This window comes from Pseudomonas sp. NPDC087346 (genome assembly GCF_044744235.1).
Lineage (GTDB): Bacteria > Pseudomonadota > Gammaproteobacteria > Pseudomonadales > Pseudomonadaceae > Aquipseudomonas.
The window spans coordinates 1,583-20,414 of the sequence record NZ_JBIUXX010000081.1; the positions used below are offsets into that span (position 1 = coordinate 1,583).

The window sequence follows — 18,832 nt, forward strand, 5'->3', positions numbered from 1 at the left end:
AATTAAACTCAATACGAAAAAACAACCATTTAATGAACATCCAACGGCAAGACGTAATGTAAGCATTAGAACATCGTTCCTGTAGTCGGTGCTGCAAATCTAAATGCACAGCGGGCATGGGTGCCCGAAAGGCCGCATATTCTAAGGAATATCCGGACTTTTGCAAATGACTTTTTCCGGCGCCTATGGCAGGCCGTGCAGATTTGCATATAGAGCCGTCGATAAAAACGGCCGGTCAGCTCCCGCCAAGTGCGGGTTTGCTGTTGATCCCGCATCCTTGCGGGGCTTGCGCCGGTGCGACGACCGGCGAGTTCTTTACATTTTTGGCATGCCGCCGCCGGGCAACATACCGCCCATGCCGCGCATCATTTTCGCCATTCCGCCTTTCGCGGAGAATTTCTTCATCATTTTCTGCATCTGCTTGTGCTGCTTGATCAAGCGACCGATGTCCTGCACCTGAGTGCCGGAACCCATGGCGATCCGGCGTTTGCGCGAACCGCTGATCAGCTCAGGGTCGCGGCGCTCGGCCGGGGTCATGGAATTGATGATGGCTTCCATCTGCTTGAACTGCTTCTCTGCCGCGCCTTGGGCATTGCCCATCTGCGCCAGATTGACGCCGCCCATGGTCGGCAGCTTGTCCATCAGGCCGCCGAGGCCGCCCATGTTCTTCATCTGTTGCAGCTGATCACGGAAGTCTTCGAGGTCGAAGCCCTTGCCCTTCTTCAGCTTCTTGGCCAGTTTGTCGGCCTTGTCCTTGTCGAGAGTCGCTTCGGCCTGTTCGATCAGGCTGAGCACGTCGCCCATGCCGAGGATTCGCGAAGCGATACGCTCAGGATGGAACGGCTCCAGCGCCTCGGTCTTCTCGCCCATACCGATGAACTTGATCGGCTTGCCGGTAATGGCACGAACCGACAGCGCGGCACCGCCACGGGCATCACCGTCGACCTTGGTCAGGATCACACCGGTCAGCGGCAGTGCATCACCGAAGGCCTTGGCCGTGTTGGCGGCGTCCTGACCGGTCATGGCGTCGACCACGAACAGTGTTTCGACCGGGTTGATCGCAGCATGCAGCGCCTTGATCTCGCCCATCATCTCTTCGTCGATGTGCAGACGACCGGCGGTATCGACGATAACCACGTCGATGAATTTCAGTTTTGCTTCTTTAATAGCCGCGGTGGCGATGTCGACCGGCTTCTGGCTCAGGACGGACGGGAAGAACGTCACGCCGATGTCGTTGGCCAGGGTTTCCAGCTGTTTAATAGCAGCAGGACGGTAAACGTCCGCCGACACAACCATGACCGACTTCTTCTTGCGCTCTTTAAGGAAGCGCGCAAGTTTACCGGCGGTGGTGGTTTTACCGGCACCTTGCAGACCGGCCATCAACACGACGGCTGGCGGCACGGCGCTCAGGTTCAAGTCTTCGTTGGCCGCGCCCATCAGGCTTTCGAGTTCGGCCTGAACGATCTTCACGAACGCCTGGCCCGGCGTCAGGCTGCGCGACACCTCAGTGCCGACGGCGCGTTCCTTGACCGAATTGACGAAGTCCTTGACCACCGGCAGTGCAACGTCGGCTTCAAGCAACGCCATGCGCACTTCACGCAGGGTGTCTTTGATGTTGTCTTCGGTCAGCTTGGCCTTGCCGGTGACATGGCGCAGCGTCTGCGAGAGACGGTCGGTTAAGTTTTCAAACATTGCGCGATCCTTTCAGGCCCTGTACAGACCGGGATAATGGCGGCCCAGACCGGAATCAACATGTGCTCGGCGAGCCTGCGGCGTGGGCAGGTCGCGGATTATAGCGAAGACTGAGTCGGGCGGACACCTCGCACTTTCGTGCTGTGGCGGTTCTATGCCAAACTCAGCGCCTTTCGGGCTTGCCTAACAGGATTTATGCTCCCCTTGTCACCCAGTTTGCTGACCACCCTCGCCGCCGCCCTTCTGTATGCCGCTGCGACCATTTATCAGAGCACTCGCCTGGCCTCCGGCGCCAAGGCGAACAAGCGCCTGCTGGTTACGCTCGGCGTTTTCGCCGTGCTGGCCCACAGCGCCAGCCTGCTCACGCACCTGCTGACACCGATCGGTCTGGGGCTGGATTTTTTCAGCGCCTCTAGCCTGATCGCCGCAGCCGTGATCGCGCTGACTTTAATTGCGTGTTCGCGCATTCCGGTGGAGAACCTGCTGGTTCTGCTGTTCCCGCTGGGGGCGATCACCGTATTGCTGGCGCAGTTCGCGCCTGCCGGTACGGTGCAGATCATCGATGAAGAGCCGGGCATCCTCGCCCACATCCTGCTGTCGATCCTCGCTTACGGCATGTTCACCATCGCGGTGTTCCAGGCCTTGTTGCTGCTGGTGCAGGATCACCAGCTCAAGCACAAGCACCCGTCGGGCCTGATCAAGAACTTCCCGCCGCTGCAAACCATGGAAAGCCTGCTGTTCGGTTTCCTCTGGGCCGGCTGGACGCTTCTGTCGCTGTCGCTGATTTCCGGCTGGCTGTTCGTCGAGAACCTGTTCGCCCAGCATCTGGTGCACAAAACCCTGCTGGCCTGCCTGGCCTGGGTCGTGTTCAGCGTGCTGCTGTGGGGTCGCAATCGTCTCGGCTGGCGCGGCCACAAGGCGATTCGCTGGACCCTCGCCGGTTTCTGCCTGCTGATGTTGGCGTATTTCGGCAGCAAACTTGTTCGTGAATACATTCTGCACATCTGACGGGCGGCATAAATGGACGGTTTGCCCATAGGGCCGATGCTCGCGGTATTTGTCCTGCTGATTTTATGGGCAGGGCTGTTTACCGCCGTCGAAGCGGCGCAGCAGCATCTGCTGGCGCAACGCACCGCCTCGCGCGCCAGCGATAAACCGCTGGCGAAACTGAGCTTCCCGCTCGACAGCCTGATCCTCTGCAACACCTTGTGCCGCGCCTTCGCCGTGGTCATCGCCACGTTGCTGGCGATCTTCCTCTGCGAAGAAAACGGCCCATGGGCAGCCTGCCTCGCCGCCACCGCACTGTTGCTGGTGTTTACCGACTATTTCCCGCGCACTCTGGCCCAGCGTTATCCGGATGCGGTGTTGGCGTTCGGCAATACCTTGCTCGCGGTGCCGCTGAAAATCGTTTATCCGCTCGCCTGGCTATTGAGTCGTATCAGCCGTTTGCTGATGCGCCCGTTTGCACGCAAGGTCCAGGTGGTACAGCAAAGCGAAGATGAGATGCCGACTGACCGGCATGACGACCCGGAACATCCGGTTCGCCTGCATCCGGTGTCGGGTATTCATGCGCTGGACAACATCACGGTCAATGACATTCTGGTGCCGCGCAGCGATGTCGACGGCATCAACCTCGACGACTCGATCGAAGAAATCATCGAACAACTGCGCCACAACAAACGCACGCGTTTGCCGGTGTTTCACAGCGACATCAATCAGGTCGAAGCGGTACTCAATACCCGGCAGATCCGCCATTTGCTGAACAACGGCGAACTGACCCGCGAAGCGCTGCTGGCGGCCAGCTACGAACCGTACTTCGTCCCGGAAAGCACGCCGTTGCAGCTGCAACTGCTGAACTTTCACAAGCAACAGCGACGTCTGGGCATGGTGGTCGACGAGTACGGCGAAGTGCTGGGGATCGTCACGCTGGAAGACATTCTCGAGGAGATCGTCGGCGAATTCGAAAGCGAGCACAGCCTCGACAACCCGCACATCCACCCGCAGGCCGACGGACGCATGGTGATCGACGGCACTGCCTCGATCCGCGAACTGAACAAGTGCCTGGGCTGGCACTTGCCGAGTGACGGACCAAAAACCCTCAATGGTTTGGTGACCGAGGCGCTGGAGACTATTCCGGAAAGCGCGGTATGCCTGAAGATCGGGCGCTATCGGCTGGAGATTCTCGAGACCGAGGAGAACCGGGTGAGCAAGGTGCTGATCTGGCATACCTCTTCTGTGCCTGCTCTGGTGCCTGCCAGATAAAGATCAAAAGATCGCAGCCTTCGGCAGCTCCTACATTGGAATGCGTTTCCCATGTCGGAGCTGCCGAAGGCTGCGATCTTTTGCTCTTGTTCAATCGTTAGGCCCCTTCCTATAATCGGGCCGCTTACCCAAGCGTCGCCGAACCGCGTGCTTACCCCGCACCCGACCGGTCTCGGCCATTTCCGCTGCACTCCGGCGACTGTTCCTACCTGAAACAGCGACCGCGCCTCATCCCACATCCCTGGGTGCTCGACCATAATAATTCGCTCCAACGGAGCTCATGACTGTCAGGGATCACCGCATGACGACCAGTACCGCTTACAGCGACACCGCGCCTGCCCAACCGACCAACTCCGCCACCCGCGTGGCCACGGCGAGTTTTATCGGCACCGCCATCGAGTTCTACGACTTCTACGTCTACGCCACTGCCGCGGCGCTGGTGATCGGGCCGGTGTTCTTTCCGCAAACCTCCGGCACCGCGCAAATGCTCTCGGCGTTTCTGACCTTTGGCATCGCGTTCCTCGCCCGGCCGCTGGGCTCGGCGTTGTTCGGCCATTTTGGCGACCGTATCGGCCGTAAATCGACCCTCGTCGCTTCGCTACTGTTGATGGGCGTCTGCACCACGCTGATCGGCGTATTACCCGGTTACGCGACCATTGGCGCGTGGGCGCCGATTCTTCTGTGCGTGCTGCGCTTCGGCCAGGGCCTGGGGCTTGGTGGTGAATGGGGCGGCGCCGCGCTGCTGGCCACGGAGAACGCACCGAAGGGCAAGCGGGCGTGGTTCGGCATGTTCCCGCAACTCGGCCCTTCGATTGGTTTTCTGGCGGCCAACGGTCTGTTCCTGACCCTGGCCCTGACGCTGGATGACGAACAGTTCCGCAGTTGGGGCTGGCGGATTCCGTTCCTGCTCAGCGCGGTGTTGGTGATGGTTGGCCTGTACGTGCGCCTGAAACTCCACGAAACCCCGGTATTCGCTAACGCCATTGCCCGTCAGGAACGAGTGAAAGTGCCGCTGGTCGAGCTGTTCAGCCAATACTGGGTTCCGACTTTGCTCGGCGCGGCGGCGATGGTGGTGTGTTACGCGCTGTTCTATATCTCGACGGTGTTTTCGTTGAGCTACGGCGTCTCCACGCTCGGTTATAGCCGCGAAACGTTCCTTGGGCTGCTGTGTTTTGCCGTGCTGTTCATGGCGGCGGCCACGCCGTTGTCGGCCTGGGCCAGCGACCGTTACGGACGCAAACCGGTGCTGATCATCGGTGGTGTGCTGGCGATTCTTTCCGGGTTTCTGATGGAACCGCTGCTGACTCAGGGATCGACCTGGGGCGTGGCGCTGTTCCTGTGCATCGAGCTGTTCTTGATGGGCGTGACCTTCGCCCCGATGGGTGCGTTGCTGCCCGAGCTGTTTCCGACCCACGTGCGCTACACCGGCGCGTCGGCAGCGTACAACCTCGGCGGCATTGTCGGGGCCTCGGCGGCGCCGTTCTTTGCGCAGAAACTGGTGGCGATGGGGGGGTTGAGTTACGTCGGCGGGTATGTGTCGGGGGCGGCGGTGCTGAGCTTGATTGCGGTGCTGTGCCTGAAGGAAACGAAGAATAACGACCTGAATCAGATTGCCTGAATCAGAAGCATCGCCAGCAGGCTGGCTCCCACATTGGTTTTGTGTACACCACAAATCAAATGTGAGAGCCAGCCTGCTGGCGATAGGCGCGACGCGGTTATAGCTCTACAACGACAGCCTGAGCAGCACGGGTCGCTTTGGCGCGAGCCGCTTCAATCGACTCATCCCGCGCCAACGCCACACCCATCCGGCGCTGACCATTAACCTCTGGCTTACCAAACAAACGCAGCGCGGTGTCCGGCTCGCTCAACGCAGCGCCAAGGTTGGCGAATGCAGTCTGAGTCGACTGCCCTTCCACCAGAATCACCGCCGAAGCCGATGGCCCGAACTGACGAATCAACGGAATCGGCAACCCCAGAATCGCCCGGGCGTGCAGTGCGAACTGCGACAGATCCTGCGAAATCAAAGTAACCAGACCGGTGTCATGCGGACGCGGCGACACTTCGCTGAACCACACCTGATCGCCCTTGATGAACAGCTCGACACCAAACATGCCACGACCACCCAAGGCCTCGGTCACGGCTTTGGCAACGCGCTCGGATTCCGCCAGAGCAATCGGGCTCATGGCCTGCGGCTGCCAGGATTCCTGATAATCGCCCTTCTCCTGACGGTGACCGACCGGCGCACAGAACGTAGTGCCGCCGATGTGGCGCACGGTCAGCAGGGTAATTTCGTAATCGAAGTCGATGAAGCCTTCGATGATCACCCGACCTTTACCGGCACGACCGCCCTCTTGCGCGTAGTCCCATGCTTTTTGCACGTCGTCATTGCTGCGCAACAGGCTCTGGCCTTTGCCCGACGAACTCATCACTGGCTTGACCACACACGGGAAACCCAGATCCTGCACGGCTTTGCTGTAGTCCTCGAAGGTGTCGGCAAAGTGGTACGGCGAGGTCGGCAGGTCCAGCTCTTCAGCGGCCAGACGACGGATGCCTTCGCGATTCATGGTCAGTTGTGCAGCGCGGGCGGTCGGGATCACGGTGAAGCCTTCGGCTTCCAGTTCGACCAGTGTGGCGGTGGCGATGGCTTCGATTTCCGGCACGATGAAGTGCGGCTTCTCGGCTTCGATCACCGCACGCAGCGCGGCGCCGTCGAGCATGTTGATCACATGGCTGCGATGGGCGACTTGCATGGCCGGCGCGTTGGCGTAGCGGTCGACGGCAATTACTTCAACGCCCAGGCGTTGCAGCTCGATCACCACTTCCTTGCCCAACTCACCACAGCCACACAGCAATACGCGGGTCGCGGTTGGCGACAATGGAGTTCCGAGACGGGTCATCTCAGGTCCTCAAAGAAGCGGATCATCGAGGAAAGCTACGCCATGCGCGCTTTCCATGGGGAGAAAGCGCGGCATTTTACATGAACCCGAGGGTTTGGCTTCAGCCGGCGACAGCCTGTTTGCGCTCGCGCCACGCCATGATCAGCCAGACGGCGGTGACACCGGCAAATTTCGAGGCCAGCGCGGTGATGATCACACCGGGAGTCAGCGCGTCGATCAGGCCGAAAAAGATGAAGGTATCCAGCGGAATGCTCAGCGCCGAGCTGATCCACAAGCGGTCGCGCAACGGGCGTTTGGTGATGCTGAATACCAGCCAGTCGATGATCTCGGAGACCGCGAACGCTGTGGCGCTGGCCAGTGCGATGGACGGATCGGACGTGACGTAAGACAACACCAGTGCCGCCAGCATCGCCGCGATGGCGCCATGGCCGAAGCGGATTTGCACCATGTCGCGCAACACGAACACCAAGCCGCCCCAGGCCGACCAGATGATGTCCAGGTGTGGCGCGGTGGAGAAGGCGAAGTTGATCAGCACGACGCTGCTGATGTAGGCGATGAGGAAAATCATGAGGGGCGCGGGATGCCTGAGGAATCAAGGCGCACAGATTACTTTAGCCGGAGCAGAATCAAAAGATCGCAGCCTTCGGCAGCTTCTACAAGAAACGCATTCCAAATGTAGGAGCTGCCGAAGGCTGCGATCTTTTGATCTTGCTTTATTGACCGGAAGAACCCGGCAACATCCACACTAACCCACTCGCCTTCGCCCGTTCATGACACAACCCCAGCACCACCCGGCGCTCGTCGTTGCTCATGCGACTCCAGCGGGTGATTTCCCCCACCGTACGCTGGCAGCCAGTGCAGACATCATCATCATCCAGCGCACAGATATTTACACACGGCGACTTCACCGGTCTTTCGGGGGTGTTCATTCTTCTTGCTCGACCAGATCACGCGCATAACGCTGGGAGTTATGCACATAGTGCGCGGCGCTGGCTTCGAGCATCTTCTTCTGTGGCTCGGTCAACTCGCGCACAACCTTGCCCGGCGAGCCCATCACCAGCGAACCGTCCGGGATTTCCTTGCCTTCGCCGATCAGCGAGTTGGCGCCAATGATGCAGTTCTTGCCGATCTTCGCGCCGTTGAGAATCACCGCGTTGATGCCGATCAGGCTGTAGTCGCCAACCGTACAGCCGTGGAGCATGGCGTTGTGGCCGATGGTCACGCCGGTGCCGATGGTCAGCGGAAAGCCCATGTCGGTGTGCATCACCGTGCCGTCCTGGACGTTGCTGTTCTTGCCGATCAGGATCAGCTCGTTGTCGCCGCGCAACACGGCGTTGAACCAGACGTTGGCGCCCTCTTCCAGTTTGACCTTGCCCACCAGCACGGCATTGGGTGCGACCCAGCTCTGTGGATGGGTTTCGACACGGGCGTCGCCCAAGCGGTATTTCATGATGTTTTCCTCAGGCTCACGAAGACTGGCCATTCGAACGATGGCTTCAGGTGTTGATAAAGCTTTTTGGCGGTTTGTGCAGGCTGATCTTCGCGTCATAGAGCAGGTTGATCAACTCGACAATCATGATCGCGGTCAGGCCCCAGATCTTGTATTCACCAAATCGATAACTCGGCACGTACCAGCTACGCCCCTGATAGTCGATGCGATGAGTGTGTTCTCGAGGGTCGGTGCGGAAGAATTCCAGTGGCACGCTGAACACCGCGGCGATCTCGGCGTCATTGGCCAGGTATTCGACAAAATCGGGGATCACGCCGACATAAGGCGTGACTTTGATGCCATGCAGGGAGATCAGCGGGCTCAGTGGGCCGATGATTTCAACCAGCCCTGGCGGCAGACCGATTTCCTCTTCGGCTTCACGCAGCGCGGTGAAAATCAGGTCCGGGTCTTCCGGATCACGGCGTCCGCCGGGGAAGGCGACTTCGCCGCCATGGGTCGACAGCCCGCTGGCGCGCAGGGTCAGCACCAGCTCCGGCTCGTCACTGCGGGTGATTGGCACCAGAACGGCGGCCTCGGGGAAACGTTTGTCAGTCTCCAGCGTGCGCGGTGTGTGGTTACTTACCCGATGCAGTAGCTCGTCCAGCATGAGTGTTCTCGTTCTGTGCCTTACCCTGCATCATGCACCAATCATTGCAGGCGCCCAAGCCCCGTTCCGGACCATGTCGCGAAACGACAACTTGCCGACCGGCACCGCTGCACGCCAAGATAGGCGCAGCATTCAGGAACCCCAGCATGAAATTTTGCAGCCAGTGCGGTAACCCGGTGATCCAGCGCATTCCCGAAGGCGATTCGCGGCTGCGATTTGTCTGTGAAAGCTGTCAGACCATTCACTACCAGAACCCCAATATTGTCGCCGGCTGCGTGCCGACCTGGGGCACCAAAGTGCTGCTGTGTCGCCGCGCCATCGAGCCGCGCCTCGGTTACTGGACCTTGCCAGCAGGTTTCATGGAGAACGGCGAGACCATCGAGCAGGCCGCGATCCGCGAAACTGCCGAGGAAGCCTGCGCCCGGGTGCGCAACCTGAGCATCTATACCTTGATCGACGTGCCGCACATCAGTCAGGTGCATGTGTTCTTTCGCGCCGAACTGGTCGATCTGGATTTCGCTGCCGGCCCCGAGAGCCTGGAAGTACAACTATTCGACGAAGCCGACATTCCATGGGACGAGCTGGCTTTCCGCACGGTGGGTCGTACCTTAGAATGCTTCTTTGCTGATCGGCGTGTTGAGGTGTATCCGGTGCGTTCGGAATCGATTCCGCCGTTGGTGCAGCCTGTCATCGTTTGATTGCGGCTAGAAGATCAAAAGATCGCAGCCTTCGGCAGCTCCTACATAAAACCTGTTTGCGTCACTCCTTGGGGAATCGTTTCAATGCGCTGGTTGCTTGCCCTGTTTTGCCTGTCGTTCGTTACGGTCTCCCAAGCGTCCTTCGTGACCACGGTAACGCCTTCGAATACCCCGCTTATCGAAAAAATACTGGTGCTCAAGTCGGCACATCAACTGCAGTTGATCGTCGACGGCAAACCCGTGAAAACCTATCGCATTTCCCTGGGCAAGGGCGCGAAAAAAGGTCCCAAGCTGATTGAAGGCGATAAACGCACGCCGGAAGGCTTCTACTGGATTGACTGGCGCAAGGTCAGCGACAAATTCAACCTGGCGATGCACATCTCCTATCCGAACATCAGCGATTCGGCACGCGCCCGGCGCGAAGGCGTCGAGCCCGGCGGGATGATCATGATCCACGGCACCCCGGATTCGGAAGACACGCCTGAAGACCTGTTCCACACCCTCGACTGGACCGACGGCTGCATCGCCATGCGCAACATGGACATGCGAGAAGTCTGGGGCATGGTGCCGGACGGCACGATGATCGAAATCCGCCCGTAACCACTGACCACTGGTCACCTTCAAAAAAATAAATCAAAAAAATCGCAGCCTGCGACAGCGCCTACAGGGGTGATACCACTCTGAACTGTAGAAGCCGTCGCAGGCTGCGATTTTTGCTTTTTACAGCCCACCTCTAATACCACTTCAATACATCACCCCCGCAGACCGCCATTTCATTGGGCCAAAGGCGATTTCCATGCGTTGACATGGTATTCAAGTGGTATTAATTTCCGCCCCACAAGCGAGCTACAACAATCCTATACTCGCGTCGGAAATGACTTACATGAACGACATCCAGGCCCTACGCCCAGACGACACCCGGCCGACGCCGTTGTACCTGCAACTGGCGCGCAATCTGGAATCGGCGATCCATGCCGGTCAGTGGAAAGCTGAACAGGCGATGCCGTCCGAACGCAATCTCAGCGAGTTGCTCGGTATTTCCCGGGTCACCGCACGCAAGGCGCTGGAAGTGTTGCTCGATCAAGGGCTGATCCGCCGCCTGCAAGGTTCCGGCACCTTCATCACTCCCCGTCTTGAACAACCGCTGTCACGCCTGTCCGGCTTCAGCGAGATGCTCCGCCTCAAGGGTTTCGTGCCCAGCTCGCAGTGGCTGGAACGGGAAATCACCCTGCCAACCCACGAAGAACTGATCCGCCTGAGCCTGTCGCCGAACGACAAGGTGGCGCGCATGAAACGCCTGCGCAAGGCCGACGACACCGTGATGGCCATCGAGATGAGCGCCCTGCCCGCCTCGATCATGCCCAAGCCGCAACTGGTCGGCGATTCGCTCTACGAATACCTCGACGGCATCGGCAAACCGATCGTCCGCGCCCTGCAGCACATTCAGGCGATCAACGCCTCGGACGAGTTCGCCGCACTGGTCGGCATCGCCCCCGGCACCGCCATGCTGCTGATGACCCGGGTCGGCTACCTCGAAGACAACACGCCTATCGAAGTCACCGACACCTATTGCCGCAACGACTACTACGACTTTGTTGCAGAGCTTCGTCGCTGACCCAGCGCCGCAGCCCGAATAGCGAGAACCGAAATGTCCGAAGACAACATCCTCACCGCTCAAGGCTGGGTTCGCGGCCGGCTGATCCACGAACACGGCAAAGTCGTGTCGATCGAAGGCGTGCCCTGCGATCCGGCCGACAATGACCTGCCGTATCTGCTGCCGGGTTTCATCGATCTGCATGTGCATGGCGGTGGCGGCAAAGACATCATGGAAGGCGTCGACGCCTTCGAGACCATCACCAAAACCCACGTGCGTTTCGGCACCACTTCGCTGCTGGCCACCACCATGACCGCGCCGAGCGCCGAGATCTCTCGCGTGCTGAAAGAAGTCGGCGAGTTCTGCGAGCAGCGCCCGAAAGGTGCCGCCCGGGTGCTCGGCGTGCACCTCGAAGGCCCGTACATCAACCCCGGCAAACTCGGTGCGCAACCGAACTTCGCTCACACCGCACTGATGGCCGAAGTCGAAGAATATCTGGCACTGGCGCCGATCCGGGTGATCACCATTGCCCCGGAAATCGCCGGTCACGACGGTTTGATCCGTGAACTCAGCGGTCGTGGCGTGCGCATGCAGATCGGCCACACCCTCGGCAGTTACGAGGAAGGCGTGGCTGCAATGGAAGCCGGCGCCACCAGTTTCACTCACTTGTACAACGCCATGAGCCCGCTGCATCACCGCGAGCCGGGAATCGTCGGCGCGGCACTGGCCCACGCCAAATTTGCCGAGCTGATCCCGGATTTGCTGCACGTGCACCCCGGCGCAATCCGCGTGGCTCTGCGCTCGATTCCTTGTCTGTACTGCGTCACCGACTCGACCGCTGCCGCCGGCATGCCCGACGGTGAATACAAGCTCGGCAGCCACACCGTGACCAAATGCCTGGGCGGCGTGCGCTTGCCCGATGGCACGTTGGCCGGCAGCACCCTGACCATGGATCAGGCGCTGCGCAACCTGGTGAAGATCGGTCTGCCGATTGCCGAAGCTTCGCAACGTCTTTCGCAATTCCCCGCCGACTACCTCGGCATCACCGAACGCGGGCGCCTCGAACCTGGCGCCTGGGCCGACTGCGTGCGGCTGGATCGCTCGCTCACACTGACCGCCGTCATGGTCGAAGGAGAAGACATTGACTTCAAAAATGCTTGAAGAGGCGCTGTCCTCGTTCGAGGCCGTGCAAGCCCAACTGCAACAGCTCGACCCGCAAATGATCGAGATCGCCGGGCGCCTGCGCCGTCAGCCGCCGCAAGTGGCGATGACCGTTGCTCGCGGCAGTTCCGACCACGCGGCGAGCTACTTCGCCTACCTGACCATGCAGCAAATGGGGATTCCAGTGGCGTCGTTGCCGATGTCGGTGGTGACCATGCAACAGGCGCCGCTGAAGGTCAGCGGTCAGGTGGCGTTCGCCTTTTCGCAGTCGGGGCAGAGCCCGGATCTGGTCAACAGCCTGCGTCTGTTGCGCAAGCGTGGCGCCTTGAGCGTGTCGATGGTCAACGCCGCCGATTCACCACTGGAAGCCGCGTGTGAATTCAGCCTGCCGCTATTGGCCGGAACCGAAAACAGCGTCGCCGCGACCAAGAGCTTTATCGCCACCCTCAGCGCCAGCGCCCGTCTGATCGCGCACTGGAAAGAGGACAGCGAACTGCTCGAAGCCGGCAATGCCTTGCCACAGGGTTTGCGCGACGCCGCACAACAGAACTGGAGCGTGGCCATCGATGCCCTGCGCGATTGCGAGCGCTTGATGGTGATCGGCCGCGGCGCCGGTTTTGCCATCGCCCAAGAGGCTGCGTTGAAATTCAAGGAAACCTCGGCGATTCAGGCCGAAGCCTTCAGCAGTGCCGAAGTCCGTCACGGCCCGATGGCGTTGATCGACGAGCACTATCCACTGCTGGTGTTTGCGCCACGCGGTGCCGAACAGGCTGGCCTGCTGAGTCTGGCTGCAGAAATGCGTCAGCGCGGCGCCCGTGTATTGCTCGCCGCACCGGATGACGTGAACGAACGCGACCTGACCCTGAGCCGCGCCGAACACCCGGCCCTCGATCCGATTCTGGCGATCCAGAGTTTCTACGTGATGGCGGCCGGTCTGGCCGTGGCGCGCGGCATGGACCCGGATCAACCGCGCCATCTGAGCAAAGTGACCCGCACCCACTGATCTAACGGCGAACGTAAAACCCTGTTGGCGAATGCAAAAACTGTTGATCGACGCGTGACCCTGTAGGAGCTGCCGAAGGCTGCGATCTTTTGATCTTGATCCGCAAAAAAACCAGGATCAAAAGATCGCAGCCTTCGGCAGCTCCTACACGGATTCAGCGAAACCGATACAAGGATTCGACAATACCGTGGGATCGCGAAATTCCGAATTACTGATGAGACCGAGCCATGCATAACAACAATAAAGAGCTGACCCTCAGCGCCCCGCTCAGCGGCCCGGTGCTCACGCTCGCCAAAGTCCCGGACGCGGTGTTCGCCAGTGGCGCGATGGGCGACGGCATTGCCATCGACCCGCTCAACGACACCTTGTATGCGCCGTGCGCCGGGGTGGTGATTCATGTCGCTCGCACCGGCCACGCGTTGACCATACGTGCCGACAACGGCGCCGAAATCCTCCTGCACCTGGGCCTCGACACTGTCGAGTTGCAGGGCGAAGGTTTCTCGATGCTGGTCAAGGAAGGCACGCGGGTCAGCAAAGGTCAGGCGCTGTTGCGCTATGACCTGGACAAGGTCGGCCAGCAATGCAAAAGCCTCGTCAGCCTGTTGATCCTGACCAACAGCCAGGATTTTCAGGTTCGCCCGATCACCCTCAAATCAGTAAAAGTCGGCGACCCTTTGCTGCACATCGTCGCCCGCAGAACTACCGCTGCGACAACTGAAGAACTCGACGGCCCCGAAGTGCATGGCCAAGTGCGTGTCGCCCATCGCGGTGGTCTGCACGCACGTCCGGCAGCATTGATTCGTCAGACTGCGCAGGGTTTCAAAAGCCAGTCTCAACTGCACTTCGCCGGCAAGTCGGTGCCATGCATCAGCCTGATCGGCTTGATGGGACTGGCGATTGGTGAGCAGGATGAAGTGCAGGTCAGCTGTCAGGGCCCGGACGCCGATGCTGCGCTGCAAGCCTTGCTCGCCGCACTCGCCACCGCCCTGCCCGTCGATCACCACGCCGCTGCGCCAGTCAGCGTTGCACCGCGCAAACGTGCAGCCGAGGCCGGTGTGTTGCACGGCGTGTGCGCCGCACCGGGACTGGTTGGCGGCCCATTGTTTCGCTTGAACGCAATCAACCTGCCGGCAGATCCCGGCAATCATGATTCGGCTGAACAACTGCAACATCTCGACAGCGCTTTGAATCAGGTTCGCTGCGAAATCACCAGCACCCTCACTCAAGCGAAGAAGCACAAGAATGCCGACGAGGAAGCGATCTTCGCCGCGCATCTGGCCCTGCTCGAAGACCCGGCCCTGCTCGACGCCGCACAACAATCCATCGACCAGGGCACGGCGGCGACTCACGCCTGGAGCCAGTCCATCGACGTGCAATGTGAAGTGCTGCAACAGACCGGCAGCGCGCTGCTGGCAGAACGCGCCAACGATCTGCGCGACCTCAAGCAACGCGTGTTGCGTGCGCTGCTCGGTGAAACGTGGCAATACGAAGTACCAGCCGGCGCCATCGTCGCCGCGCATGAACTGACGCCGTCGGATCTGCTGCAACTCAGCGCACAAGGTGTCGCCGGGTTGTGCATGGCCGAGGGTGGCGCGACTTCGCATGTGGCAATTCTGGCGCGGGGCAAAGGCCTGCCGTGCATGGTCGCGCTGGGATCTGCCTTGCTCGATCAGCCGCAAGGTCAAGCGGTGGTGCTCGACGCCGATGGCGGCCGCCTCGAACTGACCCCGAGCGAAGAACGTCTGGCCGAAGTTCAGCAAGCGCAGATCGACCGCCAACAACGTCGCGACGCGCAACAAGCTCAAGCACATCTGCCGGCAGAAACCCGTAACGGCGTGGCCATCGAAGTGGTCGCCAATGTCGCCTCAAGTGGTGAAGCGGCGGACGCCTTTGCCAACGGCGCTGATGGTGTCGGCCTGCTGCGCACCGAGTTTCTGTTCGTTGATCGCAACACCGCGCCGGACGTCGAAGAACAGCGCGTCGCCTACCAAGCCGTGCTCGACGCGATGGGTGATCACTCGGTGATCATCCGCACCATCGATGTCGGCGGCGACAAGCAACTCGACTATCTTCCGCTGCCGGCCGAGGCTAATCCGGTGCTCGGTATGCGCGGTATTCGTCTGGCTCAGGCGCGACCGGAAATTCTCGATCAACAACTGCGTGCGCTGCTGCAAGTCAGCCCCTTGCGTCGTTGCCGAATCCTGTTGCCGATGGTCACCGAAGTCGACGAACTGCTGCACATTCGCCAGCGCGTCGATGCGTTGTGCCTGGAATTGAACATCGCCCAACGCCCGGAAATCGGCGTGATGATCGAAGTCCCGGCCGCCGCGCTGCAAGCCGAACAACTGGCCGAACACGCAGATTTCCTGTCCATCGGCACCAACGATCTGTCGCAATACACCCTGGCCATGGACCGCGACCACGCCGGTCTGGCCGCGCGGGTCGATGCCCTGCACCCGGCGCTGCTGCGCCTGATTGCCATGACCTGCGAAGGCGCGGCGGTGCACAAGCGTTGGGTCGGTGTCTGCGGTGCCCTCGCCTCGGACCCGCTGGCCACGCCGGTGCTGATTGGTCTGGGCGTGACTGAGCTGTCGGTGAGCCCGGTGCAGATCGGTGAAATCAAGGACCGCGTGCGCCAGTTGCACCAAGCCGAATGCCAACGTCTCGCCCGCGACCTGCTCAAGCTGAGCAGCGCCGCAGCGGTGCGTCATGCCTGTCATCAACATTGGCCTCTGCGCTAACAAAAACAAAAAGGACGAACGCCATGTACCAACTCTTCATCGAAGGTCTGCAACGCCTCGGCCGCGCATTGATGCTGCCGATCGCGATCCTGCCGATCGCCGGTCTGTTACTGCGGCTGGGCGACACCGACCTGCTGAACATCGCGATCATTCACGATGCCGGCCAAGTGATCTTCGCCAACCTGGCAATGATCTTCGCCATCGGCATCGCCGTCGGTTTCGCCAAGGACAACAACGGCACCGCAGGTCTGGCCGGGGTGATCGGTTACCTGGTGATGATCTCCACACTCAAGGTGCTCGACGCTAGCATCAACATGGGCATGCTCGCCGGGATCGTCAGCGGGCTGATGGCCGGCGCGCTGTACAACCGCTTCAAGGACATCAAGCTGCCGGAGTATCTGGCGTTCTTCGGTGGCCGACGCTTCGTGCCCATCGTCACCGGTTTCGCCGCAGTCGGCCTCGGCGTGGTATTCGGCTACATCTGGCCGCCGATCCAGCACGGCATCAACAGCTTCGGCGCCCTGATGATGGAAAGCGGCAGCCTCGGCGCCTTCGTCTTCGGCGTGTTCAACCGCCTGCTGATCGTTACCGGCCTGCACCACATCCTCAACAACATGGCGTGGTTCGTCTTCGGCAACTTCACCGACCCGACCACCGGCGCCTTGGTGACCGGCGACCTGTCGCGCTACTTCGCTGGCGATCCGAAGGGCGGCCAGTTCATGACCGGCATGTTCCCGATGATGATCTTCGGCCTGCCCGCCGCGTGCCTGGCGATGTACCGCAACGCCCTGCCGGAACGCCGCAAAGTCATGGGCGGGATCTTCCTGTCGATGGCGCTGACCTCATTCCTGACTGGCGTGACCGAGCCGATTGAATTCGCCTTCATGTTCCTCGCCCCGTTGTTGTATCTGCTGCACGCATTGCTGACCGGGTTGTCGATGGCGATCACCAACGCCCTGAACATCCACTTGGGCTTCACCTTCTCCGGTGGTTTTATCGACATGGTGCTCGGCTGGGGACGATCCACCAACGGCTGGCTGGTGATCCCGGTGGGCCTCGCCTACGCGGTCATCTACTACGTGGTGTTTGATTTCTGTATCCGTCGTTTCAACCTGAAAACACCCGGCCGCGAAGACCTTGTCGCTGGTGGTGAAAAAGCCGTGATCGCTGAAAACCAACGTGCCGGGGCTTACATCAAGGCACTGGGTGGTGCGGAAAACCTGGTGACTGTCGGCGCTTGCACCACGCGGTTGCGCCTGGAAATGGTTGATCGCAACAAAGTTTCGGATGTTGATTTGAAAGCGCTGGGCGCGATGGCAGTTGTGCGTCCGGGTAAGGGCGGCAGTTTGCAGGTTGTGGTCGGGCCGATGGCCGATAGCATTGCCGACGAGATTCGCTTGGCGATGCCGGCGTTGGGGCGTGCGGTGTTGGTCGAGCCCACGGCTGTAGTCGATGTGCCGAAGGCGATTGTGGTCGCCGGAACAGAAGCCCAGCAATGGCTGACGGCGCTGGGTGGTGGCGACAATGTGCTGCAACTGGACTGCATCGCGATGACCCGCATTCGCCTGCAACTGGCGGATGGCAAGGCGCTGTCCGAGGCACAGTTGAAAGAGCTGGGCTGTCAGGGGGTTAGTCAGTTGGACGATGGCGTCTGGCATCTGCTGATCGGCGAGAAGGCTGCGAGTTTGAGTGGGGCGATTGAGGTGTTGGTTAATCGCAGTGAGGTCAGCGCCAAGGTCTGAAGGGATGGGGGTCGGCCGGGCCCAATCGCCAGCAGGCTGGCTCCCACAGTTGGATTGAGGTGCACTCAGTTAAAGACTGGTCGGCATCGCTGGCTCTCACAGGAGAATACAGTTCGACTGTGGGAGCCAGCCTGCTGGCGATGAACGATGATGCGGTTGTCAGGTTTGTGGATCGACTCGGTCCAGTGCGCGGTTTACCGCGAGTTCGGCGAGCATGATGATCTGCTGAATCGCCAATGCGCTGCTACGCTGCAGGCCGTTTAGCTCGTTGGCGAAGTTACTCGCCATGACGCTTGCAGAGGCCAACGATTCGTAGGCGTGGGCCAGCAGGGTTTCGGTGTCGATGCCGGGATTGATCAGAAACATCGTGCTCGGCTGGCGCGGCTTGGCGGGTTGCGGACTCAGGTAGAAATCGAGAGCGCGTTTTATGGCTTCGCGGTTTTTGGCGAGGTCTTCGGCCTGGATGGCTTCGGCTAGCGGGGTTGTGGATTCGATCGGGGGATCGGGGACGGGCTTAGTCATTCAAAGTGATCTCTAAATCAAAATGATTTGAAGCCATCACTTGTCGTTTCTCACGCGACGAAGAGGTGGCAGCTATGTGCGGAGTGAGAAACCGGTATGTAGTGGTCTAATGAAACCGGACACCCATTTAGGTGAGAATGCTCGCCAGATCGAGGTGTCAAATGACCAAACAACGCCGTTCCTTTTCTGCTGAATTCAAGCGCGAGGCTGCCGACCTCGTACTCAAGCAAAACTACAGCTACATCGAAGCCAGCCGTTCACTCGGCGTCGGCGAGTCAGCCCTGCGCCGCTGGGTTGATCAGGTTCAGCAGGAGCGCCAAGGCGTCACTCCGCAGAGCAAAGCGCTGACCCCGGAACAGCAGAAAATCCAGGAGCTGGAAGCCCGGATCGCCCGCCTTGAACGGGAAAAATCGATATTAAAAAA

General features: G+C 60.3%; 18 protein-coding genes. 11 read left to right on the top strand and 7 right to left on the bottom strand.

Going from position 1 to position 18,832, the window contains the following annotated elements:
* Positions 1–315: 315 nt before the first annotated feature.
* Positions 316–1,692 (bottom strand): signal recognition particle protein, encoded by a 1,377-nt coding sequence (gene ffh / locus ACIOZM_RS28630; protein WP_401220267.1) that lies wholly within the window; start codon positions 1,690–1,692, stop codon positions 316–318.
* Positions 1,693–1,887: 195 nt separating this feature from the next.
* Here ffh and ACIOZM_RS28635 point away from each other — a divergent pair, with 195 nt between their 5' ends.
* The 3 genes from ACIOZM_RS28635 (at position 1,888) to ACIOZM_RS28645 (ending at position 5,572) form a co-directional block, all read left to right on the top strand.
* Complete coding sequence (locus tag ACIOZM_RS28635) at positions 1,888–2,700, top strand: inner membrane protein YpjD (protein ID WP_401220270.1); 813 nt, start codon at positions 1,888–1,890, stop codon at positions 2,698–2,700.
* Between the two features lie 12 nt (positions 2,701–2,712).
* Positions 2,713–3,954, top strand: a complete 1,242-nt coding sequence (locus ACIOZM_RS28640) for a transporter associated domain-containing protein (RefSeq protein WP_401220273.1) — start codon at positions 2,713–2,715, stop codon at positions 3,952–3,954.
* 301 nt (positions 3,955–4,255) lie between these two features.
* Positions 4,256–5,572, top strand: coding sequence for an MFS transporter (locus ACIOZM_RS28645; protein ID WP_401220276.1), 1,317 nt, complete (start codon positions 4,256–4,258; stop codon positions 5,570–5,572).
* Between the two features lie 97 nt (positions 5,573–5,669).
* On the opposite strand, the gene purT is transcribed toward ACIOZM_RS28645, so the two are convergent.
* From purT to ACIOZM_RS28670, 5 genes are all read right to left on the bottom strand, one after another.
* On the bottom strand, positions 5,670–6,851 hold the full coding sequence (purT, locus tag ACIOZM_RS28650; protein ID WP_401220279.1) for a formate-dependent phosphoribosylglycinamide formyltransferase: 1,182 nt from the start codon (positions 6,849–6,851) through the stop codon (positions 5,670–5,672).
* A gap of 100 nt (positions 6,852–6,951) precedes the next feature.
* Complete coding sequence (locus tag ACIOZM_RS28655; RefSeq protein ID WP_401220282.1) at positions 6,952–7,419, bottom strand: preQ0 transporter; 468 nt, start codon at positions 7,417–7,419, stop codon at positions 6,952–6,954.
* Positions 7,420–7,564: 145 nt separating this feature from the next.
* Positions 7,565–7,780, bottom strand: a complete 216-nt coding sequence (locus tag ACIOZM_RS28660; RefSeq protein WP_401220285.1) for a DUF1289 domain-containing protein — start codon at positions 7,778–7,780, stop codon at positions 7,565–7,567.
* Entirely contained in the window at positions 7,777–8,301 is a 525-nt protein-coding gene (locus tag ACIOZM_RS28665) for a gamma carbonic anhydrase family protein (protein ID WP_034154816.1), read from the bottom strand. The genes ACIOZM_RS28660 and ACIOZM_RS28665 overlap by 4 nt, the downstream gene beginning before the upstream one ends.
* A gap of 46 nt (positions 8,302–8,347) precedes the next feature.
* Positions 8,348–8,947: a CoA pyrophosphatase gene (locus ACIOZM_RS28670; RefSeq protein WP_401220288.1), complete on the bottom strand. Its 600-nt coding sequence runs from the start codon at positions 8,945–8,947 to the stop codon at positions 8,348–8,350.
* A gap of 146 nt (positions 8,948–9,093) precedes the next feature.
* Between ACIOZM_RS28670 and ACIOZM_RS28675 the strand changes: the two genes are divergently transcribed.
* The 7 genes from ACIOZM_RS28675 to nagE all read left to right on the top strand — a co-directional run bounded on the left by ACIOZM_RS28675 (position 9,094) and on the right by nagE (position 17,886).
* Positions 9,094–9,645, top strand: a complete 552-nt coding sequence (locus ACIOZM_RS28675; RefSeq protein WP_401220290.1) for an NUDIX hydrolase — start codon at positions 9,094–9,096, stop codon at positions 9,643–9,645.
* Positions 9,646–9,729: 84 nt separating this feature from the next.
* Positions 9,730–10,245: a murein L,D-transpeptidase family protein gene (locus ACIOZM_RS28680; protein ID WP_401220293.1), complete on the top strand. Its 516-nt coding sequence runs from the start codon at positions 9,730–9,732 to the stop codon at positions 10,243–10,245.
* Between the two features lie 283 nt (positions 10,246–10,528).
* On the top strand, positions 10,529–11,260 hold the full coding sequence (locus ACIOZM_RS28685) for a GntR family transcriptional regulator (RefSeq protein ID WP_401220296.1): 732 nt from the start codon (positions 10,529–10,531) through the stop codon (positions 11,258–11,260).
* 33 nt (positions 11,261–11,293) lie between these two features.
* Positions 11,294–12,400: an N-acetylglucosamine-6-phosphate deacetylase gene (nagA, locus tag ACIOZM_RS28690; RefSeq protein ID WP_401220299.1), complete on the top strand. Its 1,107-nt coding sequence runs from the start codon at positions 11,294–11,296 to the stop codon at positions 12,398–12,400.
* Positions 12,381–13,403 carry an SIS domain-containing protein gene (locus ACIOZM_RS28695; RefSeq protein WP_401220302.1) on the top strand — a complete coding sequence of 341 codons (1,023 nt, stop codon included), beginning with the start codon at positions 12,381–12,383 and terminating at the stop codon, positions 13,401–13,403. Before nagA ends, ACIOZM_RS28695 begins: the two co-directional genes overlap by 20 nt.
* A gap of 227 nt (positions 13,404–13,630) precedes the next feature.
* Positions 13,631–16,144 (top strand): phosphoenolpyruvate--protein phosphotransferase, encoded by a 2,514-nt coding sequence (ptsP, locus tag ACIOZM_RS28700; protein WP_401220304.1) that lies wholly within the window; start codon positions 13,631–13,633, stop codon positions 16,142–16,144.
* 23 nt (positions 16,145–16,167) lie between these two features.
* A complete protein-coding gene (gene nagE, locus ACIOZM_RS28705; protein WP_401220307.1) occupies positions 16,168–17,886 on the top strand; it encodes an N-acetylglucosamine-specific PTS transporter subunit IIBC in 1,719 nt (572 codons plus the stop codon).
* Positions 17,887–18,045: 159 nt separating this feature from the next.
* On the opposite strand, the gene ACIOZM_RS28710 is transcribed toward nagE, so the two are convergent.
* On the bottom strand, positions 18,046–18,408 hold the full coding sequence (locus ACIOZM_RS28710; RefSeq protein WP_401220309.1) for a DUF6124 family protein: 363 nt from the start codon (positions 18,406–18,408) through the stop codon (positions 18,046–18,048).
* Positions 18,409–18,569: 161 nt separating this feature from the next.
* On the opposite strand from ACIOZM_RS28710, the gene ACIOZM_RS28715 reads away from it, so the two are divergent.
* Positions 18,570–18,832: transposase (locus ACIOZM_RS28715; RefSeq protein WP_401220312.1), on the top strand; the 263-nt coding region annotated here is incomplete at its 3' end.